Consider the following 21934-nt stretch of genomic DNA (forward strand, 5'->3'; position numbering starts at 1 on the left):
GGCGCTCCCCGAAATCCTGTTCGGATGCCTCCGGGCTCGTGGCGCGGCCTGCATCCGGCTCATTGTCTTCGCCGACCTTCACGGCCGGCACTTCACGGACGCACTGGGCGCCCTCAAGCCTTCTGTCGCTGCATCCGGCCTCGGCCGGAACGACTGCTGCAACAATTATCGCACGCGCCGAGGGTGCCGAGGTCTCCTCACAGGACGACACGCAGGCGCCATGCCATAATCCGAGGGTGTCAGCCAGTCCCGCCGAGGCCGCCTACCGCCGCCCGACCGCTCTCGCCGTCTTCCTCATCATCGCCGGACTCATCGGATTCTCCGCTGCCTTCGCGCTGACGCTGGACAAGATCCACCTGCTTCAGGACCCGAACGCGCAGCTCTCCTGCAACTTCAACGTTCTGGTGGGATGCGCGAAGAACCTGAACTCGTGGCAGGGCGAGCTGCTCGGCTTCCCCAACCCGCTGCTGGGCCTGGCCGGATGGACGGCCACGATCGCCGTCGGCGTCGGCCTGCTGGCGACCCGGGCGCGTTTCGCCCGCTGGTACTGGATCGCGTTCAACGTCGGCGTGCTGCTCGCGCTGGTGCTGGTGATCTTCCTGATCACCGAGTCGATCACGGTCCTGAACGTGCTGTGCCCGTGGTGCATGGTCACCTGGACCGTCACCATCCCGACCTTCTGGGCCGTGACCCTCTACAACCTGAAGGAGGGCAACATCCCGGTGCCGGAGCGCGCACGCGGCGTCTTCCAGACGCTGTACGGCTGGGTGCCCCTGATCACGATCGTCTGCTACGCGATCGTCGCCATCCTGGCCCAGATCCAGCTGGACTGGATCCACCGCGCCTTCGTCTGAGCCGCTCCCGAGTGGTAGTCGAGGGCTGGCCGGCACGGCTGCACCCTCCGCGCCCCGAAACGGAGGACTCGCGGCTCCCATCCGTTCCCGCTTCCTCCGTTTGCTGCTCGCAACCGGCGGGTCGCATCGAACCACCTCCGTTTCCGTGGCGTCGGAAACGGAGGAAACCTGCACAGGCTGACCCCGGAAATGCGACGAAGGGAGGCGTTCCGGGCCACGAACGGCCCGTGCCGGCGAGCGAGCGGAAGCCCTCGATCACCCGGTTGCCCGCGAGGCGGATCGCGACGATCGGACCGGACTCCATGAACTCGACCAGCGGCTCGTAGAACGGCTTGCCCTCGTGCTCGGCGTAGTGCTGCGCGAGCAGCTCGCGGTCGGCCTGCAGCATCCGCAGGTCGACGACCGAGTAGCCCTTCGCCTCGATACGGCGCAGGATCTCGCCGGTCAGGCTGCGGGCGACGCCATCCGGCTTGATGAGGACGAGGGTCTCTTCGACGGCACTGGTCATGGGTTCTCCGTTCCGTTGTCGGCCGCACGGGCGGCCGCCTGATTGTTTCGGTCGATGCGCGCGGCGGCGATCATGCAGTACGCCCACATGGCGGTGAAGATCGCGCCGACGATGAAGAATGCGGGGACGAGCAGGCCTGCGGCGACGACGATCAGCTGCACGATCCATCCCAGCACGACGCCTGCCGTGCTCCGCAGCAGCCCGATCGCCATGATCATCAGCACGATCAGCGCCGCTCCCCCGCCGAGAGCCAGCCAAGCCGGCAGGGAATGCAGCCCGAAGAGCACCAGTGCGCCGAGGAAGACGACAAGCAACTCGAATCCGAGGACGATGGAGCCGAGCATCTCGCGGAGGGAACGCTGACGACGCGGCCGGCCCGCGGCCTGCGGAGCATCGGTCACGAGGCCGCCTGCTTCCACTCCTGCTCCTCGGCGTGCGCCATCGCCTGGCCGACCAGCACGATGCTCCCCGCGACGACGACGGCGCGGCGCGCCTCCTCGCCCGCCCAGTCGCGAGCGGCCTCGAGGGCGTCGATAGCGTCCGAGTAGACGATCGTCGCCTCGTCGCCGACCTCGTCGCGGACCAGGTCGCCCAGCTCCTCCGCGTCCCGCGCCCGCTCCGAATCGGGGCGGGTCACGAAGAACTGCGTCGCGACGGGTGCGAGCGCGCGGATGACGCCCCGCGCATCCTTGTCGCCCAGGATGCCGACGACGAAGGTGATCCCGTCGAAGTCGAAATAGCTGCGCAATGCCTCGGTGAGCGTCTCGGCGCCTGCCGGGTTGTGCGCCGCGTCGACGATGATGCTCGGCTCGATGCCGATCAGCTGCAGCCGCCCGGGCGAGGTCGCCGTGGCGAACCCCTCCTCGACGAGGTCCGTCTTGAGCGGCTGGCCGCCCCGGCCGAGGAAGGTCTCGACCGCGGCCACGGCGACCGCTGCGTTCTGCGCCTGGTGGTCGCCGTACAACGGCAGGAAGACGTCGTCGTAGGTGGCCGCCCTCCCCCGCACGGTGACCAGCTGGCCTCCGACGGCGACGCGCGTGGTTGCGACATCGAAGTCGCGCGGCTGCTCGGCGAAGGTCGACTCGGTGAGCTCAGCCGCCTCGCGCAGGACGCGGTCGGCCTCCGGACTCTGCCCGGACGAGACCACATCGGCCGACGGCTTGATGATGCCGGACTTGGTGCGCGCGATCTCCTCGACCGTGTCACCGAGCGCCTTGGTGTGGTCGAGCGCGATCGGCGTGAACACCGCGACCTGACCGTCACCGACGTTCGTGGAGTCCCACTCGCCGCCCATCCCGACCTCGACGACGGCGACGTCGACCGGCGCGTCCGCGAACGCCGCGTAGGCGAGTGCGGTCAGCGCCTCGAAGAAGGTCAGCGGCGCCTTCCCCGCCTCCGTGAGCTCGGAGTCCACGATGTCGAGGTACGGGCTGATGTCGTCCCAGTTGCGCACCAGCGCCTCGTCGCCGATCGGCTCGCCGTCGATGACGATGCGCTCGTTGAAGCGCACCAGATGCGGGCTGGTCAGCAGCCCGGTGCGCAGCCCGTAGGCGCGCAGCAGGCTCTCGGCGATGCGGCTGGTCGACGTCTTCCCGTTCGTACCGGTCACGTGGATGATCGGGTACGCGCGCTGCGGGTCGCCCAGCAGCTCCACGGCCCGTCGGGTGGCGTCGAGCCGTCGTTCCGGGGCTCCCTCGCCCACACGCGCCAGCAGCGCCTGGTAGACCTCGTCCGCCCGCTCGCGGTACTCGTCCTCGTCGGTCACGACGCCTCCTCTGCCTTGGTCACACCGACGGTGAAGGCGCCGGCGTTGGCGAACTCGCCTGCCGGGAACTCCTTCCGGTAGCCGGAGGGCTCCCCGTGCGATGCTCCGCTCATCACCTCAACCGCCAACGCGAGGGTCTCCGACGCGATGTCGACACTGGTAGCGAGGTGAAGGGCAGCCGCGTCGTCCTCGTGCGAGAAGCCGAGGTCGAGCCGGATACGGTCGCTCACGTCGAGCCCGGCCGCCTTGCGGGTGTCCTGCACGGCACGGATGATGTCGCGCGCCAGCCCCTCCGCCTCCAGCTCCGGCGTGGTCTCCGTATCGAGCAGCACGAAGCCGCCACCGGTGAGCAGGGCGAGTGCCGAGCCCCCGTCGCCGCCGCCCGAGGTCTCCATCACCAGGTCGTACTCGCCGTCGGCCAGCTCGATTCCTCCGACGGTCACGACCCCGTTCTGCTCGGCCCAGTCGCCGGCGCGGGCCGCCTGGATGACCTGCTGCACCTGCTTGCCGAGTCGCGGGCCGGCCGCACGGGCGTTGACGGTCAGCTTGCTGGTGATGCCGTAACGGGAGGCACTGTCCTCATGCAGTTCGACGAGTTCGACCGCCTTGATGTTGAGCTCGTCGCGCAGGATGCCCTCGAACGGACGCAGCGCCTCCGCGTTCTCGGCGACCACGGTCAGCGACGCCAGCGGCAGCCGCACCCGGCGGCCGGCCTGCTTGCGCAGCGACAGCGCGGTCGAGCTGACCGCGCGGATGCGGTCCATCGCATCCACCAGGGCGTCGTCCGCCGGGAACTCGGCGGCGTCCGGCCAGTCGGTGAGGTGCACGGAGCGACCGCCGGTCAGGTCCTTCCAGATCCGCTCGCTGACGAGCGGCAGGAGCGGCGCTGCGACACGGGTCAGGGTCTCCAGCACCGTGTACAGGGTGTCGAACGCCTCCGAACCGTTGCCGGCCTCGTCCACGCCCTCCCAGAACCGATCGCGCGAGCGGCGCACGTACCAGTTGGTGAGCACGTCGGCGAAGTCGCGCAGCTTGGCCGCGGCCAGCGTCGAGTCCAGCGCCTCGAAGTCGGCGGTGACGGCCTCCACCAGGTCGCGGGTCTTGGCGAGCAGGTAGCGGTCGAGCACGTCGGTGGACGTGGTGGCGCGCTTCGCTTCATAGCCGCTCGCGTTGGCGTACAGCGAGAAGAAGTACCAGGTGTTCCACAGCGGCAGCAGCACCTGGCGAACACCCTCACGGATGCCCTCCTCGGTGACGACGAGGTTTCCGCCGCGCAGCACCGGGCTCGACATCAGGAACCAGCGCATCGCATCCGACCCGTCGCGGTCGAAGACCTCGTTCACGTCCGGGTAGTTCCGCAGCGACTTGGACATCTTCTGACCGTCGCTGCCGAGGACGATGCCGTGGCTGATGACGTTCTTGAACGCCGGCCGGTCGAACAGCGCGGTCCCGAGCGTGTGCAGCAGATAGAACCAGCCGCGGGTCTGCCCGATGTACTCGACGATGAAGTCGGCCGGGTTGTGCGTGTCGAACCAGTCGCGGTTCTCGAACGGATAGTGCACCTGCGCGAACGGCATCGACCCGGAGTCGAACCACACGTCGAGCACGTCCGGGATGCGGCGCATCGTCGAGCGACCGGTCGGGTCGTCGGGATTCGGGCGCGTCAGCTCGTCGATGAAGGGACGGTGCAGGTCGGGCTCACCCTCGGCGTTCAGCGGGAGGCGGCCGAAGTCGCGCTCCAGTTCCTCGAGTGAGCCGTACACGTCGACGCGCGGGTAAGCGGGGTCGTCGCTCTTCCACACCGGGATCGGCGAACCAAAGTAGCGGTTGCGCGAGACCGACCAGTCCCGGGCGCCGGCCAACCACTTGCCGAACTGGCCGTCTTTGACGTTCTCGGGCACCCAGGTGATCTGCTGGTTGAGCTCGCCCATCCGGTCGCGGAAGTCGGTCACCCGTACGAACCAGCTGGAGACCGCCTTGTAGATCAGCGGGTTCCGGCAGCGCCAGCAGTGCGGGTACGAGTGCTCATAGCTCGCCTGGCGCAACAGCCGGCCGTTCTCCTTGAGGAGGCGGGTGAGCGGCTTGTTGGCGTCGAAGACCTGCAGGCCCACGACATCCGGAACGTCGGGCAGGAAGCGGCCGCCGTCGTCCACCGAGATGATGACCGGGATGCCGGCCTTCTCGGTGACGCGCTGGTCGTCCTCGCCGTAGGCCGGGGCCTGGTGGACGATTCCGGTGCCGTCCTCGACGGTGACGTAGTCGTCGACGAGGATGCGCCACGCGTTCTGCGTGCCCCACTTGTCGGTATCGGCGTAGTAGTCCCACAGCCGGTCGTACTCGACGCCGGCGAGCTCCGAACCGCGGACCGTCCCGCTGATCGCGGCGACGGCGTCGGCGGGCGTCTCGTAGCCGAGGTCTTTGGCGTAGTTGCCGACCAAGGCTGTGGCGAGCAGGTAGCGGCCGCTGAGGACCCCCTGGTCGGGCTCGCCGTACGAGTCGGCCGCGCCGTTCGGACCGGACGGCAGCACCGCGTACTCGATGTCCGGGCCGACCGCGAGCGCGAAGTTCGTCGGGAGGGTCCACGGCGTGGTCGTCCAGGCCAGGGCGCGGACACCGGTCAGCCCGAGGACCTCCGCCTTCTCACCCACGAGCGGGAACGTGACGGTGACCGTCTGGTCCTGCCGCATTTTGTAGACGTCGTCGTCCATCCGCAGCTCGTGGTTGGACAGCGGGGTCTGGTCGCGCCAGCAGTAGGGCAGCACGCGGTAGCCCTCATAGGCGAGGCCCTTCTCGTGCAGCTGCTTGAACGCCCAGATCACCGACTCCATATAGCTGGTGTCGAGCGTCTTGTAGTCGTTGTCGAAGTCGACCCAGCGCGCCTGCCGGGTGACGTACTCGCGCCACTCGCGGGTGTACCGGAGCACGGAGTCCTTCGCCGCCTGGTTGAAGGCGGCGAGGCCCATCTCCTCGATCTGGCTCTTGTCGGTGATGCCGAGCTGCCGCTCGGCCTCGAGTTCCGCGGGCAGGCCGTGGGTGTCCCAGCCGAAGCGGCGCTCCACTTTCCGGCCGCGCATCGTCTGGAAGCGCGGGAAGACGTCCTTCGCGTAGCCGGTCAGCAGGTGGCCGTAGTGCGGCAGGCCGTTGGCGAACGGCGGACCGTCGTAGAAGACCCACTCCTCTGCGCCGTCGCGGTTGTCGATGGATGCGCGGAACGTGCCGTCCTGGTCCCAGAACTTCAGGATGTCGGTCTCGATCTCCGGGAAGACGGGGCTCGGGGTGACCTCGGCGCGCTGGTCTGCGCGCAGGGCGGCGCGCTCATCGGCGCGCTGCTCGGACTCGTGCGATTCCGGCGCGGACTTGGGGTACGGCATTTCTCTCCTGGCAGTTTCACGTGCTGCACGAGGACGCCGGACGCTCGCACGCCCGTCGCGGTACCACCCCGCTTGCCCACTCCGCCGCCGTCGCCGGGGAAGGCCTCTCATCGTTCGGCTGTGACGGGCCGGACCCGTTCGGTTCTACTGAGCGCTGACGAGGCCGGCGCCGTTCTTCCGAAGACTCCCCGGTGATGGCCGGATCAACGTCTGTGCACCCATTCTATGCACTTCCACTGACGAGGGCGTCTGCTGCTGTTTGGAGCGTTGGCTGCTGTTCGCGCAGGAGCGAACCTTCCGAACGGCGGCGTTCGCCGGGCTCCGTCAGAGCTGGGAGGCGAAGCCGGCGCAGACGGGCGCCACCGCGGTGCGGACCAGCGGAGTGAGTGCGCCGCGGCCGACGCCGGCGCGCGCCCACGCGGCCGCTGCGGACACCGCCGCGCCGACGACGGCGGTCGCCGCGGCGCGAGGCAGGAGCGCATCGGGAGCCGCCCTGGCCCGCTCGGCGATGAACGCCTCCAGGCGGCGCACCAGGGCGAGGAAGCGCGGCAGGGCGGAGGCCTGCAGCTCGGCGTCGGTCCCCATCAGCTCCACCTGCGTCACGGCGAGCGGCAACCGCCCTGGGCCGAACGCGTCGGCGAGACGGGTGACGACCTCCAGCACCGCATCCATGGGCGACAGCTCGTCGGACACGGAGGCGACCGTCAGCTCGAAGGCGGCGAGGGCCTCGTCCACCTCCACCCAGAGCAGGTCGCTCTTGGCGCCGAAGTAGTTGAAGAAGGTGGCCCGGCTGACGCCCGCGCGTCGCGCGATGTCGTCGACCGTCGCACCCGTGTAGGTGTGTTCCAGGAACAGTTCGGCCGCCGCCTCGGCGATCAGGCCGCGGGATGAGGAACGCGGGCGACCGGAGCCGGACGTACGGCTGGAATGCGCGAGCACCATCCTGCGTTCCCCCCTCATGACATTATTGGACCCGGTCCACATATTAATCCGTTTCGAAGGACATCCGTGACTACCACCACCAGCCCCGTCCGCAGCGAGACCGACCGCCCCGGCATCACCCCGGGTACCGCGCGTCGCGTCACCATCGCCTCGTTCGTCGGCACCGCGCTCGAGTCGTACGACTTCTACCTGTACGCCTACTTCGCCGCGTTCTTCGTCGGCCCCCTGTTCTTCGCGCCGCTCGGCGCCTTCGGCGGCGCTCTCGCCGGCTTCCTGGCCATCGCGGCCGGCTTCGTGATCCGCCCGATCGGCGCGATCGTCTTCGGCAACCTGGGCGACCGGATCGGACGCCGCCCGACCCTGCTGATCACCATCCTGCTCATGGGGCTGAGCACCGGTCTCGTCGGCGTGCTGCCCAGCTACGCGGCGGCCGGCTGGTTCGGCGCGGTCGCCATTGTGCTGCTGCGTCTCGTGCAGGGCTTCTCGGTCGGTGGCGAGTGGGGCGGGTCGATCCTGCTGGCCACCGAGTACGCCAACCCCAAGCGACGCGGGTTCTACGCGGCGCTCCCCCAGCTCGGGTCGCCGGTCGGCTCCATCCTGAGCGCCGTCGTCTTCATCGTGCTGACCCTCACCATGTCGTCTGCCGACATCGCCGCGTGGGGCTGGCGCATCCCGTTCCTCACCGCCTTCCCGCTGCTGCTGGTCTCGCTCTACCTGCGCTGGTCGATCGACGAGACGCCCGTATTCCGCAAGCTGCTGGAGACAGGGACGCGCGACCGCTTCCCCGTGCTCGACGTCTTCCGCAAGGCACCCAGCGGGTTCGTGATCGGAATCGGCGCCGCCATCCTCGGCATCGGCTCCTACTCGCTGATGAACACCTACATGGTGGACTACGGCACGGCTGTGCTCGGCTTCAAGTACCAGGACCTGCTGGTCGCGACGACCATCGGCGGCCTGCTGCAGCTGGTCACCATCCCGCTCTTCGGACTGTGGGCCAACAGGATCGGGTCGGCACGCGTCGTCGCGATCGGCGCGATCGGGACGCTGCTGGTCGCCTTCCCGATGTACTTCGTCCTGCAGTCGGCCACGTTCGGCGTGCTGGTCGCCAGCATGATCATCGGCGGCATCCTGCCCACGCTGTCCTGGGCGGGCCTCGGCGGCCTGATGTCCGACCTGTTCCCGAGCGAGGTGCGCTACAGCGGCCTGTCGGTCGCGTACAGCATCGCCGCCCTGCTGACCTCGTTCGTGCCCGCGCTGACGCTCATCTATGGCAAGGCGACCGGCAACGCCTGGTGGCACCCGGGCATCGTGCTGGCCGTCATGTCGGCGATCACCCTGGTCGCGGCCCTGTTCGCCGCACGCCGGAAGCCCATCGTCGACGAGGTCTGACGCGCCCGACGCGCTGGCCTCCGGCGAGTTTCGGTATTCTGGGAGGGATCCCACACTCAGGCACCTCGACGACACGGTGCCGCACATATTCGAACCGGAGGACCCCCATGAGCGCTCAGAACGTTCCAGATAAGCCCGCACTGGAAGGTCTGGAAGCCAAGTGGGGCGACCGCTGGCAGGGCGACGGCACCTTCCGGTTCGATCGGGATGCCGCGCTCGCCGCCGGTCGCGACGCCGTCTACTCCATCGACACCCCGCCGCCGACGGCCTCGGGTTCGCTGCACATCGGTCACGTCTTCAGCTACACCCACACGGATGTGATCGCGCGCTTCCACCGGATGCGCGGCAAGAACGTGTTCTACCCGATGGGCTGGGACGACAACGGCCTGCCCACCGAGCGCCGCGTCCAGAACTACTACGGCGTGCGCTGCGACCCGTCGCTCCCGTACGTCGAGAACTTCGTCCCTCCGTTCGAGGGCGGCGACAACAAGAGCACCAAGGCGGCCGACCAGCAGCCGTGCTCGCGTCGCAACTTCATCGAGCTGTGCGAGCGGCTGACGCTCGAGGACGAGAAGCAGTTCGAGGCGCTCTGGCGCGCGCTCGGCCTGTCGGTCGACTGGTCGCAGACCTACCGCACCATCGGCCGGGAGTCGATCCATACCTCCCAGCTGGCGTTCCTCCGCAACATCCAGCGTGGAGAGGCCTACCAGGCGCTCGCACCGACGCTCTGGGACATCACCTTCCGCACGGCGGTGGCGCAGGCCGAACTGGAAGACCGCGAACAGCCGAGCGCGTACCACCGGGTGGCGTTCCACGGCGCCGACGGCCCGCTGTTCATCGAGACCACCCGGCCGGAACTGCTGCCCGCCTGCGTTGCGCTGGTCGCGCATCCCGACGATGAGCGGTACAAGCCGCTGTTCGGCACGACCGTCCGCACCCCGCTGTTCGACGTCGAGGTGCCGATCCTGGCGCACCACCTGGCGCAGCCGGACAAAGGATCGGGCATCGCCATGATCTGCACGTTCGGTGACATCACGGACGTGGTCTGGTGGCGGGAGCTCGACCTCCCGAACCGCGCCATCATCGGCTTCGACGGGCGCATCCTGCCCGAGCCGCCCGCGGTGATCACGTCGGAAGCCGGCCGCGAGGCGTACGCCCAGCTCGCCGGCAAGACCGTGTTCTCGGCGAAGCAGACCGTCGTCGAGTTGTTGCGCGCCTCGGGCGAGCTCGAGGGCGAGCCCAAGCCCATCCAGCACCCGGTGAAGTTCTTCGAGAAGGGCGACCGCCCGCTCGAGATCGTCAGCACCCGCCAGTGGTACGTCAAGAACGGCGCCCGCGACGAGGAGCTGCGACAGCGCCTCATCGAGCTGGGACGCGAGATCGACTGGCACCCCGACTTCATGCGCGTGCGCTACGAGAACTGGGTCAACGGCCTCACCGGCGACTGGCTGATCTCGCGTCAGCGCTTCTTCGGCGTGCCCATCCCGGTCTGGTACCCGCTCGATGCCGACGGCGACCCGGTGTTCGACCAGCCCATCCTGCCGACCGAAGACCTGCTCCCCGTCGATCCGTCGTCCGACGCCGCGCCCGGCTACGACGAGGCCCAGCGCGGCCAGGCCGGCGGCTTCGTCGGCGAGCACGACGTGATGGACACGTGGATGACGTCCTCCCTCACCCCGCAGCTCGCGGGCGGCTGGATGCGAGACGACGAGCTCTTCGACGCCGTCTACCCGTTCGACCTGCGTCCGCAAGGCCAGGACATCATCCGCACCTGGCTGTTCTCCACGCTGCTGCGCGCGAAGCTGGAGGCGGATGTGGCGCCGTGGCGCAACGCCGCCCTCTCCGGCTTCATCGTCGATCCCGACCGCAAGAAGATGTCGAAGTCGAAGGGCAACGTCGTGACGCCGGCCGACATCCTGGAACGCCACGGCTCGGACGCGGTGCGCTACTGGGCGGCGTCGAGCCGGCTCGGCACCGACGCGTCGTTCGACCCGCAGAACCCGACGCAGATCAAGATCGGCCGCCGCCTGGCGATCAAGCTGCTCAACGCGGCCAAGTTCATCCTCGGCTTCGACGCGCCGGCCTCGCTCGACCTCGCGCAGGTGAGCAGCCCGCTCGATCGGAGCATGCTGCACAACCTCGCCGCGGTCGTGGCCGATGCCACCACGGCACTAGACAACTACGACCACGCGCGAGCGCTGGAGATCGCCGAGACGTATTTTTGGACGTTCTGCGACGACTACCTGGAACTCGTCAAGGAGCGCGCCTACGGCGACGACTCGCCCGAGAAGACCTCCGCCATCGTCGCCCTCCAGGTGGCGCTCACCTCGTTCCTCCGGCTCTTCGCGCCGGTGCTGCCGTTCGCGACGGAGGAGGCGTGGAGCTGGTTCCAGGAGGGATCGGTCCACGTCGCCGAGTGGCCGGCTGCGACCGAGGTGGCCCAGGACTGGAGCGCCGACCGCGACGTGCTCGCCATCGTGGGCCGCGCGCTCACCGGCATCCGCGGTGCCAAGACGGCCGCCAAGGCCTCGCAGCGCACCCCGGTCGACTCGGCGGTCATCGCCGGTCCGGAGACCGAAATCGCCGCGGTGGAGTCCGCCGCCGGCGACCTGCGCTCGGTGGGCAGAATCGCCGACCTGCGCTTCGCCTCCGCCGATGAGCTGTCGGTCACCGATATTCTGCTCGCCGCGACCCCGAGCGAGGAGTAACGATGAGCAGCAGCGTGCGACCCGTCCAGGACAACGAGTTCTTCACCTGGCTCGACCTGTACGTCGGCTACGGCGAGTTCTACGCCAGCCCCGTCACAGACGAGAAGGCGCTCCTGGTCTGGAGCTGGATCTCAGACCCGGAGAACGAGCTGGAGGCGTACTTCGCGCTGGACGAGGAGGACACCCCCATCGGGCTCGCGCACGTCCGCGAGTTCGTCCGCCCGCTCGACGGCAGCAAGGGCCTCTACCTCGACGACCTGTTCGTCTCACCGGATGCGCGCGGCGCAGGTGCAGGCTCGGCCCTGCTGGAGGCGCTGCGCGACTCCGCCAAGGAGCGCGGGCTGTCGGTGGTCCGCTGGATCACGGCGAAGGACAACGAGACCGCCCGGCGCCTCTACGACAGGTTCGCGGAGAAGACCAAGTGGGTCACCTACGACCTCGTCCCCTGAACGTGTCCGCGATATGGTCGGAATACGCACCGAACTCACAGCCCGGGGTGCGACGCGAACGGAGGAATCCATGTCGATCGAGGTTCGACCGGTCAAGGACGGCGATTTCTTCGCCTGGCTCGATGTGTACGCCAAGTACGCCGAGTTCTACGACACCGAGCTGACCGACCAGAAGGCACTCCTGCTCTGGTCGTGGCTCACCGCTCCCGAACACGAGGAGAGCGGGTTCATCGCCGTCGACGGCGATCGGATCGTCGGGCTCGCGCACGTGCGCGAGTTCCCGCGGCCGCTCGAAGGCGACCGCGGCCTGTTCCTCGACGACCTGTTCGTCGTCGAGGAGGAGCGCGACAAGGGTGCCGGCGGAGCGCTGCTGCAGCACGTGCGTTCGCTGGCGGAACAGCGCGGACTCGGCGTCGTGCAGTGGATCACCGCACACGACAACTCCACGGCGCAGAAGCTGTACGACGCGGTCGCCGACCGCACCGCATGGGTGACCTACGAAATCGATCTGGCGAAGGCCGCGACCGAGGCGGGACGCGCCTGATGCAGCTCGGGACCCGCTGGGCCGTCGGCGAACCGCATCCCGCGTCCCTCCCCGAAGTGGTCGCGTACGCGGTCCAGACCGTGGAAGAGGAACTGGTCGCGACGGACGTCGAGACCGCCGGCTGGAACTGGACCCTGACCTGGCTGGAGGCCAAGCCGGTGGTCACGCTCGACGACGGCACCGAGATCCGCTACAACCCGCAGGAAGACTCGGCGACCATCACGCAGCCGGTCCAAGTGGACACCTCGGACTACGAGGAAGACGAGGCGTAGCCTCTCGGAGCATTTCCGTGTCCGCTCAGCGCGGCAGCTGCGGGAGGATGCGGGCGGCGGAGTCGCGCGCGGTCTCGATGCGCGCGACGCGCTCGGCGTCGTACGGCTCGCGGCAGAGCGGGCGTGCGCCCCAGGCGGTGAGGGCCCGACCGATGCGGAGAGCCAGGCGGTGGGTCAGCGGACGGTAGGTGGAGACCAGGACGGCGGTCATGACGGTTGTCCTTCCGGGACAGGTTCGGCAGCGGGCGTCTGCACGGACGCCGACAGGATCAGGCGCGACGCGACGAGCGTCAGGAGGACCACCAGCCCGCCGCCGATGACGAACGGCAGCCGGAGGTCGATGCGGGCGACGAAACCGCCCAGGACAGTGGCGATCGGGGTGAGCCCCCAGCCGATGGTGCGGACGATGCCGAGGGCGCGGCCCAGCATCCCGCTCGGGATGATGGCCTGGCGCAGGGCGCCCCACGGGACGTTCCAGACGGAGACGCCGAACGCGCCGATCGCGTACGCGGCGATCGCGACGAACACGTTCGCCGTGACGCCCACGCCGAGGACGCCGACTCCGCTGATCAGGATCGCCCAGAACATCACGCGCCCGCGGCCGAAGCGCGCGACGAACCGGCTCGAGAGCAGTGCGCCGACGAGGGCTCCGATGCCCACCGCGGCGGTGACCACCCCGATCAGCGCGGCGGGGACCTGGAAGGTCTGCAGCAGGAGTAGGACGACGCTGCCCTGAGCGAAGGCCAGCGCCGAGGCGGTGATCGACGTGAGCACGATCATCCAGCGCAGGAAGCGGTGCTGCCAGAGGAAGCGGACGACACCGGACAGCGCGGGCTGCGCCGGCTGCAGTTGCTGCTGCTGCTGTGCGGACCGGTCCCCTCCGCCCACCCGGTTGGCGCGAGCCGCGGCGACCGGGATGCTCAGGGCGAGCATCCCGGCGACCAGGAAGCCGGCGCCCGTCAGCCAGATGGGGAGGACGATGGCCACCGCGAACAGGAATCCGGCGACGGGAGTGGCGATGAAGTTCTGGATCGTGATCTCGGCCGACTGCATCCGCCCGTTCGCGCGGTCCAGCTGATCGCGGGTCACCAGCGCCGGGACGACCGTCGTGGTCGCGTTGTCGAAGACCGTCTCCCCCAGCCCGAAGGCCAGGACGCACGCGTACAGCAGCCAGATGGTCAGCGTGTCCGTCGTGATCAGCACAGCCAGCACGGTGGCGACGGCGAAACGGAGGGAGTTCGCTACGGCCATGGCGATCCGGCGGTCGACCCGGTCGAGCAGCATCCCGGCCGGGATGCCGAAGAGGAGCCAGGGCAGATAGGTCACGGCCGCCACACCGGCGATCAGGGCCGGGTCACGGGTCAGTGTCGTCGCGATCAGCGGCACCGCGGTGCGGCCGAGGCCGTCGGCGAGGTTGCTGGCGATCGCAGCCGTCCACAGCCGCGCGAAGCCGGCGCCCAGCGGAGCCCTCGCGGGTGCCCTGGTCGCCCTGGCCGATGTGACAGCCATCAGCGGTCCTCCTGCTCCACCAGCGGGAATGCGTTGAACTGGATCTGGACGCGCTTGCTCTCGACGGCAGCATCGGTGGCCCCATCGGTGTCGCCGTCGGTGTCGACCGCCTTCCACTTCGCCTTCAACCGCGCCTGCAGCGCGTAGTACTCGCGCCCCAGCTCGGCCAGCTGCTCGCGCGTGAGCTCGAGGTGCGACGTCGAGAGCGTGCTTGACTCCATCCACTCGAAGCCGAAGGTATCCAGCCCTCGGCGCAGGAAGGTGGAAAGGCGGCGCTCGTTGTTCTGCTGCCAGCCGAGCGAGATCACCTCGTTGGCCTCGCGGCCGGCCGGCGTGTCGAGCGTCTCCGGCGAGCCGATCGTGACGCCGCCTGGGGCCATCCGCCACCAGCGTTCGCGGCCCGAGCCGCGCTCGGTGTCTTCGACGATGATGTCGTGCTTGGCGAGTTGGCGGAGGTGGTAGCTGGTCGCTCCGCTCGACTCCCCCAGGCGCTCAGCCAGCATGCTCGCGGTTGCCGGGCCGAAGTCGGAGAGCTCGTTCATGATCTCGACTCGCAGGGGATGCGCCAGCGCACGCAGCGCCGCCATGCCGAGGGCGTCTTCCCACGGATGCGCACCGGCTGCGCCCTTGCCGTCCGCTGCTTCGGGGGTCGGCACCTGCGGATCGTCGTTCGTCATGCCGACAGGTTAGCAATGCAAAGAGTTCTTTGCAACACGTTCTTTGCATTATTTTCTTTGCAACGGTTTCTTTGCGCACTACCCGGCCGTTGTCTAGGCTGGGGCAATGGCCGACACTGCGAACCCCTTCCTCTCGCCCAGCACACTCCCCTACGGCCTCCCGCCGTTCGCGGAGATCCGGGACGAGCACTACCGACCGGCCGTCGAGCTCGGTATGCAGGAGCAGCTCGCCGAGATCGCCGCGGTCGTCGAGTCAGCGGATGCCCCCACGTTCGAGAACACGATGCTCCCACTGGAGCGGAGCGGTCAGACCCTGCAGCGTGTCGCCGAGGTGTTCTACAACAAGAGCTCCTCCGACAGCACCGACTTCACGAACGCCCTGGAGGAGGAGATCGCGCCCAGGCTCGCCGCGCACAGCGACGCGATCCGGCTCGACCCCGCGCTGTATGCGCGCATCGCGGACCTGTACGGCCGGCTCGACGAGCTCGGACTCGATCCCGAATCCCGCTACCTCGTCGAGCGGTACTACACCGAGTTCACGCTCGCGGGCGCCGGCCTCGACGACGCTGGCAAGGAGCGCCTGCGCGAATACAACCAGCGGCTCTCGACCCTGACCACGCGTTTCGAGAAGAACCTCCTGGCCGACACCAACGAACTCGCCGTCGTGTTCGACACGGCCGACGAGCTGGAGGGTCTCGGCGAGGGTGAGCTCTCCGCCGCCGCGCAGGCCGCCGCCGACCGCGGACTCGAGGGGAAGTACGTCGTCACCTTGGTTCTGCCGACCGGCCACCCGTGGCTCGCCGACCTCACCCGGCGTGCGTCGCGCGAGCGGATCATGGCCGCCTCCCGCTCGCGCGGGAGGCGCGCCGGTGCGAACGACAACCGCGACCTGGTGCTCGAAATCACCCGACTGCGCGCCGAGCGCGCCCAGCTGCTCGGCTTCGACACGCACGCCGCCTACGTCACGGCCGACCAGACGGCCCGCACGCCCGAGGCCGTCGCCGACATGCTCGGCCGGCTCGCCCCCGCCGCGGCCCGCAATGCACGTGCCGAGCAGGCGGACCTGCAGCGGATGCTGCCCGACGGCGAGACGGTCGAAGCGTGGGACTGGTCCCACCTGACCGGAAAGGTCCGCGCCGAGAAGTACGACGTCGACTTCGCGGCGATGCGACCCTACTTCGAAGCGGAGCGGGTGTTGCAGGACGGCGTCTTCTACGCCGCCAATCGCCTCTACGGCATCACCTTCTCGGAGCGCCCGGACCTCGTCGCGTACCACCCGGACGCCCGCGTCTTCGAGGTCCGCAACGAGGACGGCTCCGAGCTCGGCCTCTACCTCCTCGACCTGTACACCCGCGACTCGAAGCGCGGCGGCGCGTGGATGAACCCGCTGATCTCCCAGTCGGAGCTGCTCGGCACCCCCACCGTCGTGGTGAACAACCTCAACGTTCCCAAGCCTGCGGCCGGTGAGCCGACCCTGCTCACCTACGACGAGACGAACACGCTCTTCCACGAGTTCGGGCATGCGCTGCACGGCCTCTTCGCGCGGGTGATGTATCCCAAGTTCGCCGGCACCAACGTGTTCCGCGACTTCGTCGAGTTCCCGAGCCAGGTCAACGAGATGTGGATGCTGTGGCCGGAGGTCTTCGAGAACTACGCCGTGCACCACCGCACCGGCGAGCGGATGCCGCAGGAGCTGGTCGACCGGCTGCACGCCGCCGAGGGCTTCAACGAGGGCTTCGCGACCAGCGAGTACCTGGCCGCCGCCCTCCTCGACCAGGCGTGGCACCGGATCACCGCCGACGACGCTGTCACCGACGTACCCGCCTTCGAGTCGCAGGCCCTTGCCGCCGTCGGGCTGGACAACCCGGCGGTGCCGCCGCGGTACGCCAGCACGTACTTCGCGCACACCTTCTCCGGTGGGTACGACGCCGGCTACTACTCCTACATCTGGAGCGAGGTGCTGGACGCGGACACCGTCGAGTGGTTCCGCGAGAACGGCGGTCTCCTGCGCGAGAACGGCGACCGGTTCCGTCAGCGCCTGCTCGGCGTCGGCGGCTCGAAGGACCCGCTGGAGGCCTACCGCGATTTCCGGGGCCGCGACGCCGAGATCGAGCCGCTGCTGAAGCGCCGCGGCCTCGACAGCTGAGGCAGCAGGCACACGCTAGCCGAGCGGCCCGGCCGCCCCCTACGCTGAGCGCAACGCGCAGAGGGAGAGGGCATGACGACCACCCAGCCGGAACTCGCCGCACCGAGTGTGCGGCAATTGCTTCTCCTCAGCGTCCCGGCCGTCGTCATCGGCGTGCTCAGCGGTCTCGCCCTGTGGGTCGTGGACGAGCTCGGCGACCTGCTGGCGAAGGGATACTGGACGGCGCTGCCGAAAGCGTTGGGCGTCGATCCCTCGTCGGGATGGTGGATCTTCGCGGTTCTGACCTTCACCGGTCTGGTGGTCGGCCTCACGGTCTGGCTGGTGCCCGGCCATGGCGGTCCCGACTCCGCGACCACCGAGCTCATTTCTCCCCCGATGCGGCCGATCGTCGTGCCGTCACTCGCGCTTGCGGCCATTCTCGGCCTCGGCGGCGGTGTCAGTCTGGGCCCGGAGAACCCGATCATCGCCATCAACATCAGCCTGCTCGTCGCCCTGGTCGGCCGCCTCTGGAAGGCGGTGCCCGCGCAGCTCGTGATGATGATGGCGGCATCCGCGACCCTCGGTGCCCTGTTCGGCACCCCGGTCGCCGCGGCGCTGGCTTTCACCGGGGTCGTGGCCTCGGTCAAGGGCGGCGGAGCATTGTGGGACAAGCTGTTCCTGCCGCTGGTCGCCGCGGCTGCCGGGTCGATCACCATGACCCTGCTGGCGCATCCCAGCTTCGCCGTCCCGATGCCCGCCTTCACTACGATCACCGGTTGGGATGTGGTCGCCGCGCTGGTGGTCGGCGCGGTCTCCACGGCGGTGGGCCTCGTCGCGGTGTACCTCTTTCCACTGCTGCACCGGCTCTTTCACGCGATCCGGCATCCCGTGCTCATGACCGTCGCGGGCGCTGTCGTACTCGGCGCGCTGGGAGCGCTGGGCGGTCCGATCACGCTGTTCAAGGGGCTCGCGCAGATGGGCGACCTCGTCGTGAACCGTGCCGATTACAGTCCGGCCCAGCTGACGCTCATCCTCTTCGTCAAACTCGCCGCGCTGCTCGTCGCCGCCAGCTCGGGGTTCCGCGGTGGGCGGGTGTTCCCCGCCGTCTTCGTCGGAGCGGCGATCGGGACACTCGCCGCGGCGCTCGTGCCCGCGATCCCGCTCGCTGTCGCGGTGGGAGCCGGCGTGATGGGCATGACGCTCGCGGCCGCCCGAGACGGCTGGATCGCCATCTTCATCGGCGTCGCCGTGACCGCGAACCTGTTGATCCTGCCACTGCTCGCCCTCGCGATCCTGCCCGCGTGGCTGATGGTGACGAAAGCGCCGGAGTTGCTGATCCCGGTGGCGGCTGTTACGCCGACTTCTCCTCGCGCCGCGGGCGATGCGGGACGATCGTAGGCGCCGCGTTCTCGAGCACCGCTTCCTTCGTCACGACCACGCGTGCCACCTCGGAGCTGGACGGCACCTCGAACATGATCGGGCCGAGCACCTCCTCCATGATGGCGCGCAGACCGCGTGCACCGGTCTTGCGGAGCACTGCCAGGTCGGCGATGGCCTCGAGGGCGGCGTGGTCGAACTCCAGCTGCACGCCGTCGATCTCGAACATGCGCTGGTACTGGCGCACCAGGGCGTTCTTCGGCTCGGTGAGGATCTGCATCAGCGCGTCCTGGTCGAGCTGCGTGACCGTGGTCACGACGGGGAGCCGGCCGATGAACTCCGGGATGAGCCCGAACTTGTGCAGGTCTTCCGGGAGCACCTCACTGAAGAGGTTGATGTCGTCGCCCTTGGAGTGCAGCGGAGCGCCGAAGCCGATGCCCTTCTTGCCCGCGCGCGACGAGATGATCTCTTCGAGTCCGGCGAACGCACCGGCCACGATGAACAGCACGTTCGTCGTGTCGATCTGGATGAATTCCTGGTGCGGATGCTTGCGGCCGCCCTGCGGCGGGACCGAGGCGACCGTGCCCTCGAGGATCTTGAGCAGCGCCTGCTGAACACCCTCACCGGAGACGTCGCGGGTGATCGACGGGTTCTCGGCCTTGCGGGCGATCTTGTCGACCTCGTCGATGTAGATGATGCCCGTCTCGGCCCGCTTCACATCGTAGTCGGCGGCCTGGATGAGCTTGAGGAGGATGTTCTCGACGTCTTCGCCGACGTAGCCGGCCTCGGTCAGAGCGGTGGCGTCGGCGACCGCGAACGGGACGTTGAGCCGGCGAGCCAGGGTCTGTGCCAGGTAGGTCTTACCGCAACCGGTCGGACCGATCAGGAGGATGTTCGACTTCGCGATCTCGACGTCGTCGAGCGAGTCGGCGGACGTGATCGTCTGCTTGGCCCGGACCCGCTTGTAGTGGTTGTACACGGCCACCGCGAGCGAGCGCTTGGCCTGCTCCTGGCCGATGACGTACTCCTCGAGGAACCCGAAGATCTCTTTCGGCTTCGGAAGGTCGAATTCGCTCGACGTCTCCTCGCCCGCTTCGGCGAGCCGCTCCTCGATGATCTCGTTGCACAGCTCGACGCACTCGTCGCAGATGTACACGCCAGGCCCGGCGATGAGTTGCTGGACCTGCTTCTGGCTCTTGCCACAGAAGGAACACTTGAGCAGATCGGCGCTTTCCCCGATGCGAGCCATCCGTCTTCCCCTCCTACGTCGGGTGTCTTTGGTCGAGCCTAACCCGTGCGGGCGACATTGGCGCGCAGGTCGGCCGTTTTGGGTCACGCGGCGGTTCTGCTCACAGCAGATGGCGGAAGTACCGGCCAAGAGCCCTCTCCACGCGCACCGCCGAGTCGCGAGCACATGTCGCAATTCGGCGCGTTCACGAGCAACGAGTCACGACTCGCGCGAAGGAACCCGGGTCGGCCGTGAGACGACGAACGGGGCGGCCTCGAAGAGACCGCCCCGTTCCGCCATGCAGCGAAGGCTACTACTTGAGCAGCGCCGGCAGGCTCTTCCGGCTGGTGAGCACCTGGTCGATCAGGCCGTACTCGAGGGCCTCGGCCGCGGACAGGATCTTGTCGCGGTCGATGTCCTTGTTGACCTGCTCCACCGAGCGGTTGGAGTGCTTCGAGAGCGTCTCCTCCAGCCAGACCCGCATGCGCAGGATCTCGGCCGCCTGGATCTCGATGTCGGACGCCTGCCCCTGGCCGGCCTCGCCGACGGCGGGCTGGTGGATGAGGATGCGCGCGTTCGGCAACGCAAGGCGCTTGCCCGGCGTGCCGGCGGCGGTGAGCACCGCGGCGGCCGAGGCGGCCTGGCCGAGGACGACCGTCTGGATCTGCGGGCGGATGTACTGCATCGTGTCGTAGATCGCCGTCATCGCGGTGAACGAGCCACCGGGCGAGTTGATGTACATGACGATGTCGCGGTCCGGGTCCTGGCTCTCGAGCACGAGGAGCTGGGCCATGATGTCGTCCGCCGAAGCGTCGTCCACCTGCACGCCGAGGAAGATGATGCGGTCCTCGAAGAGCTTCGCGTACGGGTCCTGACGCTTGTAGCCGTAGGCCGTGCGCTCCTCGAAGCTGGGCAGGATGTAGCGGGCGCCTGGTGCCTGCACGCCACCGAAAGCCTGACCGCCGAGCATGGGGGTATTCATTCTTGTGTCCTTATCCTTGTCAGCGGCCTGCTACTTGGTGTCCGCGCCGGTTCCGCCGCCACCGGCGACATCGAGGGCGGACTCGCGGATGTGGTCGACGAAGCCGTACTCGAGAGCCTGCTGCGCGGTGAACCACCGGTCGCGGTCGCCGTCTGCATTGATCTGCTCGACGGACTTGCCCGTCGCCTCCGCGGTGATCTCGGCGAGGCGGTTCTTCATGTCGATGATGAGCTGCGCCTGCGTCTGGATGTCGCTCGCGGTTCCACCGAAGCCACCGTGCGGCTGGTGCAGCAGCACGCGTGCGTTCGGGGTGATGTAGCGCTTGCCCTTTGTACCTGCGGTGAGCAGCAGCTGGCCCATCGAGGCGGCCATGCCGATACCGACGGTGACGATGTCGTTCGGGACGAACTGCATCGTGTCGTAGATGGCCATACCGGCGGTGATCGATCCGCCGGGAGAGTTGATGTAGAGGTAGATGTCCCGCTTCGGGTCTTCCGCAGCCAGGAGCAGCAGCTTCGCGGCGATCTCGTTCGCGTTCTCGTCCCGCACCTCGGAGCCGAGCCAGATGATCCGGTCCTTCAGCAGTCGGTCGAAAACGTTGGGCTGGATACCCATGTCGGCCATGTTCGCTCCATTTCCTTTGTCGCTTGGCATTGAATCTATCGGAGCGCCGCGCGCAATTCCGGGCTGTTCGCCCTGGGCAGAGAGCGCGGAGGAGCGGACTCAGAAATCGTCGAGCGCGGCGGCGTAGGCCGTGACGGCACGGCCGTACCGCGTGAGGTGCGGCGCGAGGGCGCCGATGGCCTCACGCAGAGCGTCGGCGTGCATCCCGTCGTCGAACAGGGCGAGCGCAGCGAACGCCCGGGCATCGTCGGCGAGGGGATGCTCCGGCTCGGCCGCCAGGAAGTCGCGCAGCAGGCTCAGCGACTCGGCGGCCCGGTCCAGGTTGCGCAGGGTGCTGGCGAGTTGGACGATCGCCTGGCCGCGGAACGGCTCCCCGAGGCCGTGGGCGAGGGCTGCGCGGTAGAACGGCTCGGCGTCCGCCTCGCGACCTGCGAAGTCGCGTGCACTGGCGGCCTCGAAGAGCGCTTCAGCGTCGTTGGCGGGGCGCTTGGCGACCAGTTCGTCGATCGCGGCGAGGGTGGCCTCCTCCCCCGCGTCATCCGCGGTGGCCCAGACCGCATCCACTCGCTGCCGCCAGTCGTCGGTCATCCGGACTCCTCATCTATGTGAC

General features: G+C 68.6%; 19 protein-coding genes and 1 pseudogene. 8 read left to right on the forward strand and 12 right to left on the reverse strand.

The features are described from left to right. The first annotated feature begins 236 nt into the window (after nucleotides 1–236). Complete coding sequence (locus AB4079_RS11210; RefSeq protein WP_441787368.1) at nucleotides 237–854, forward strand: vitamin K epoxide reductase family protein; 618 nt, start codon at nucleotides 237–239, stop codon at nucleotides 852–854. Nucleotides 855–1032: 178 nt separating this feature from the next. Here the strand turns inward: AB4079_RS11210 and AB4079_RS11215 are convergent. From AB4079_RS11215 to AB4079_RS11235, 5 genes and pseudogenes are all read right to left on the reverse strand, one after another. Further along, nucleotides 1033–1362: pseudogene (locus AB4079_RS11215) on the reverse strand (nucleoside-diphosphate kinase); the annotation flags it as partial. Continuing rightward, a complete protein-coding gene (locus tag AB4079_RS11220; RefSeq protein WP_441787369.1) occupies nucleotides 1359–1763 on the reverse strand; it encodes a DUF4233 domain-containing protein in 405 nt (134 codons plus the stop codon). The pseudogene AB4079_RS11215 and the gene AB4079_RS11220, both read right to left, overlap by 4 nt. Further along, the gene (locus AB4079_RS11225; protein WP_441787370.1) at nucleotides 1760–3127 is read right to left on the reverse strand and encodes a bifunctional folylpolyglutamate synthase/dihydrofolate synthase; all 1368 of its coding nucleotides are present in this window, start codon (nucleotides 3125–3127) and stop codon (nucleotides 1760–1762) included. Before AB4079_RS11225 ends, AB4079_RS11220 begins: the two co-directional genes overlap by 4 nt. Continuing rightward, nucleotides 3124–6498 (reverse strand): isoleucine--tRNA ligase, encoded by a 3375-nt coding sequence (gene ileS, locus AB4079_RS11230; protein WP_441787371.1) that lies wholly within the window; start codon nucleotides 6496–6498, stop codon nucleotides 3124–3126. Before ileS ends, AB4079_RS11225 begins: the two co-directional genes overlap by 4 nt. Nucleotides 6499–6822: 324 nt before the next feature. Next, nucleotides 6823–7458, reverse strand: coding sequence for a TetR/AcrR family transcriptional regulator (locus AB4079_RS11235; protein ID WP_441787372.1), 636 nt, complete (start codon nucleotides 7456–7458; stop codon nucleotides 6823–6825). 48 nt (nucleotides 7459–7506) lie between these two features. On the opposite strand from AB4079_RS11235, the gene AB4079_RS11240 reads away from it, so the two are divergent. The 5 genes from AB4079_RS11240 (at nucleotide 7507) to AB4079_RS11260 (ending at nucleotide 12802) form a co-directional block, all read left to right on the forward strand. After that, nucleotides 7507–8829: an MFS transporter gene (locus tag AB4079_RS11240; protein WP_441787373.1), complete on the forward strand. Its 1323-nt coding sequence runs from the start codon at nucleotides 7507–7509 to the stop codon at nucleotides 8827–8829. Between the two features lie 107 nt (nucleotides 8830–8936). After that, complete coding sequence (gene valS / locus AB4079_RS11245) at nucleotides 8937–11537, forward strand: valine--tRNA ligase (protein WP_441787374.1); 2601 nt, start codon at nucleotides 8937–8939, stop codon at nucleotides 11535–11537. A gap of 2 nt (nucleotides 11538–11539) precedes the next feature. Next, the gene (locus AB4079_RS11250) at nucleotides 11540–11986 is read left to right on the forward strand and encodes a GNAT family N-acetyltransferase (protein WP_441787375.1); all 447 of its coding nucleotides are present in this window, start codon (nucleotides 11540–11542) and stop codon (nucleotides 11984–11986) included. A gap of 70 nt (nucleotides 11987–12056) precedes the next feature. Continuing rightward, on the forward strand, nucleotides 12057–12530 hold the full coding sequence (locus AB4079_RS11255; protein WP_441787376.1) for a GNAT family N-acetyltransferase: 474 nt from the start codon (nucleotides 12057–12059) through the stop codon (nucleotides 12528–12530). Continuing rightward, a complete protein-coding gene (locus AB4079_RS11260; RefSeq protein WP_441787377.1) occupies nucleotides 12530–12802 on the forward strand; it encodes a hypothetical protein in 273 nt (90 codons plus the stop codon). Before AB4079_RS11255 ends, AB4079_RS11260 begins: the two co-directional genes overlap by 1 nt. A 25-nt stretch (nucleotides 12803–12827) precedes the next feature. Here AB4079_RS11260 and AB4079_RS11265 read toward each other — a convergent pair whose 3' ends face one another. The 3 genes from AB4079_RS11265 to AB4079_RS11275 are packed head-to-tail and all read right to left on the reverse strand — an operon-like array spanning nucleotide 12828 to nucleotide 14988. Continuing rightward, a complete protein-coding gene (locus tag AB4079_RS11265; RefSeq protein ID WP_441787378.1) occupies nucleotides 12828–13013 on the reverse strand; it encodes a hypothetical protein in 186 nt (61 codons plus the stop codon). Next, the gene (locus AB4079_RS11270) at nucleotides 13010–14311 is read right to left on the reverse strand and encodes an MFS transporter (protein WP_441787379.1); all 1302 of its coding nucleotides are present in this window, start codon (nucleotides 14309–14311) and stop codon (nucleotides 13010–13012) included. Before AB4079_RS11270 ends, AB4079_RS11265 begins: the two co-directional genes overlap by 4 nt. Further along, the gene (locus AB4079_RS11275; RefSeq protein WP_441787380.1) at nucleotides 14311–14988 is read right to left on the reverse strand and encodes an ArsR/SmtB family transcription factor; all 678 of its coding nucleotides are present in this window, start codon (nucleotides 14986–14988) and stop codon (nucleotides 14311–14313) included. The genes AB4079_RS11270 and AB4079_RS11275 overlap by 1 nt, the downstream gene beginning before the upstream one ends. Before the next feature lie 106 nt (nucleotides 14989–15094). Here AB4079_RS11275 and AB4079_RS11280 point away from each other — a divergent pair, with 106 nt between their 5' ends. Next, nucleotides 15095–17134 (forward strand): M3 family metallopeptidase, encoded by a 2040-nt coding sequence (locus AB4079_RS11280; RefSeq protein ID WP_441787381.1) that lies wholly within the window; start codon nucleotides 15095–15097, stop codon nucleotides 17132–17134. A 72-nt stretch (nucleotides 17135–17206) separates the two neighbouring features. After that, on the forward strand, nucleotides 17207–18511 hold the full coding sequence (locus tag AB4079_RS11285) for an ion channel protein (RefSeq protein WP_441787382.1): 1305 nt from the start codon (nucleotides 17207–17209) through the stop codon (nucleotides 18509–18511). On the opposite strand, the gene clpX is transcribed toward AB4079_RS11285, so the two are convergent. The 4 genes from clpX to AB4079_RS11305 all read right to left on the reverse strand — a co-directional run bounded on the left by clpX (nucleotide 18465) and on the right by AB4079_RS11305 (nucleotide 21912). Further along, nucleotides 18465–19739: an ATP-dependent Clp protease ATP-binding subunit ClpX gene (clpX, locus tag AB4079_RS11290; protein ID WP_441787383.1), complete on the reverse strand. Its 1275-nt coding sequence runs from the start codon at nucleotides 19737–19739 to the stop codon at nucleotides 18465–18467. The genes AB4079_RS11285 and clpX overlap by 47 nt on opposite strands. A 292-nt stretch (nucleotides 19740–20031) precedes the next feature. Then, entirely contained in the window at nucleotides 20032–20700 is a 669-nt protein-coding gene (locus AB4079_RS11295) for an ATP-dependent Clp protease proteolytic subunit (RefSeq protein WP_441787384.1), read from the reverse strand. 30 nt (nucleotides 20701–20730) lie between these two features. Next, nucleotides 20731–21324 (reverse strand): ATP-dependent Clp protease proteolytic subunit, encoded by a 594-nt coding sequence (locus tag AB4079_RS11300; protein ID WP_441787385.1) that lies wholly within the window; start codon nucleotides 21322–21324, stop codon nucleotides 20731–20733. Between the two features lie 99 nt (nucleotides 21325–21423). Then, a complete protein-coding gene (locus tag AB4079_RS11305; RefSeq protein ID WP_441787386.1) occupies nucleotides 21424–21912 on the reverse strand; it encodes a tetratricopeptide repeat protein in 489 nt (162 codons plus the stop codon). Nucleotides 21913–21934 lie beyond the last annotated feature (22 nt).

Origin of the sequence: Leifsonia sp. 2MCAF36, assembly GCF_052115525.1 — a bacterium.
In the GTDB taxonomy this organism is placed as follows: domain Bacteria; phylum Actinomycetota; class Actinomycetes; order Actinomycetales; family Microbacteriaceae; genus Leifsonia.

What these genes read in the sequence shown, in the direction of transcription:
- ileS (WP_441787371.1), bottom strand. Translation starts at nt 6,498, where the DNA reads ATGCCGTACCCCAAGTCCGCGCCGGAATCGCACGAGTCCGAGCAGCGC.
- AB4079_RS11235 (WP_441787372.1), bottom strand. Translation starts at nt 7,458, where the DNA reads ATGAGGGGGGAACGCAGGATGGTGCTCGCGCATTCCAGCCGTACGTCC.
- valS (WP_441787374.1), top strand. Translation starts at nt 8,937, where the DNA reads ATGAGCGCTCAGAACGTTCCAGATAAGCCCGCACTGGAAGGTCTGGAA.
- AB4079_RS11250 (WP_441787375.1), top strand. Translation starts at nt 11,540, where the DNA reads ATGAGCAGCAGCGTGCGACCCGTCCAGGACAACGAGTTCTTCACCTGG.
- AB4079_RS11255 (WP_441787376.1), top strand. Translation starts at nt 12,057, where the DNA reads ATGTCGATCGAGGTTCGACCGGTCAAGGACGGCGATTTCTTCGCCTGG.
- AB4079_RS11260 (WP_441787377.1), top strand. Translation starts at nt 12,530, where the DNA reads ATGCAGCTCGGGACCCGCTGGGCCGTCGGCGAACCGCATCCCGCGTCC.
- AB4079_RS11265 (WP_441787378.1), bottom strand. Translation starts at nt 13,013, where the DNA reads ATGACCGCCGTCCTGGTCTCCACCTACCGTCCGCTGACCCACCGCCTG.
- AB4079_RS11270 (WP_441787379.1), bottom strand. Translation starts at nt 14,311, where the DNA reads ATGGCTGTCACATCGGCCAGGGCGACCAGGGCACCCGCGAGGGCTCCG.
- AB4079_RS11275 (WP_441787380.1), bottom strand. Translation starts at nt 14,988, where the DNA reads ATGACGAACGACGATCCGCAGGTGCCGACCCCCGAAGCAGCGGACGGC.
- AB4079_RS11280 (WP_441787381.1), top strand. Translation starts at nt 15,095, where the DNA reads ATGGCCGACACTGCGAACCCCTTCCTCTCGCCCAGCACACTCCCCTAC.
- AB4079_RS11285 (WP_441787382.1), top strand. Translation starts at nt 17,207, where the DNA reads ATGACGACCACCCAGCCGGAACTCGCCGCACCGAGTGTGCGGCAATTG.
- clpX (WP_441787383.1), bottom strand. Translation starts at nt 19,739, where the DNA reads ATGGCTCGCATCGGGGAAAGCGCCGATCTGCTCAAGTGTTCCTTCTGT.
- AB4079_RS11295 (WP_441787384.1), bottom strand. Translation starts at nt 20,700, where the DNA reads ATGAATACCCCCATGCTCGGCGGTCAGGCTTTCGGTGGCGTGCAGGCA.
- AB4079_RS11300 (WP_441787385.1), bottom strand. Translation starts at nt 21,324, where the DNA reads ATGGCCGACATGGGTATCCAGCCCAACGTTTTCGACCGACTGCTGAAG.
- AB4079_RS11305 (WP_441787386.1), bottom strand. Translation starts at nt 21,912, where the DNA reads ATGACCGACGACTGGCGGCAGCGAGTGGATGCGGTCTGGGCCACCGCG.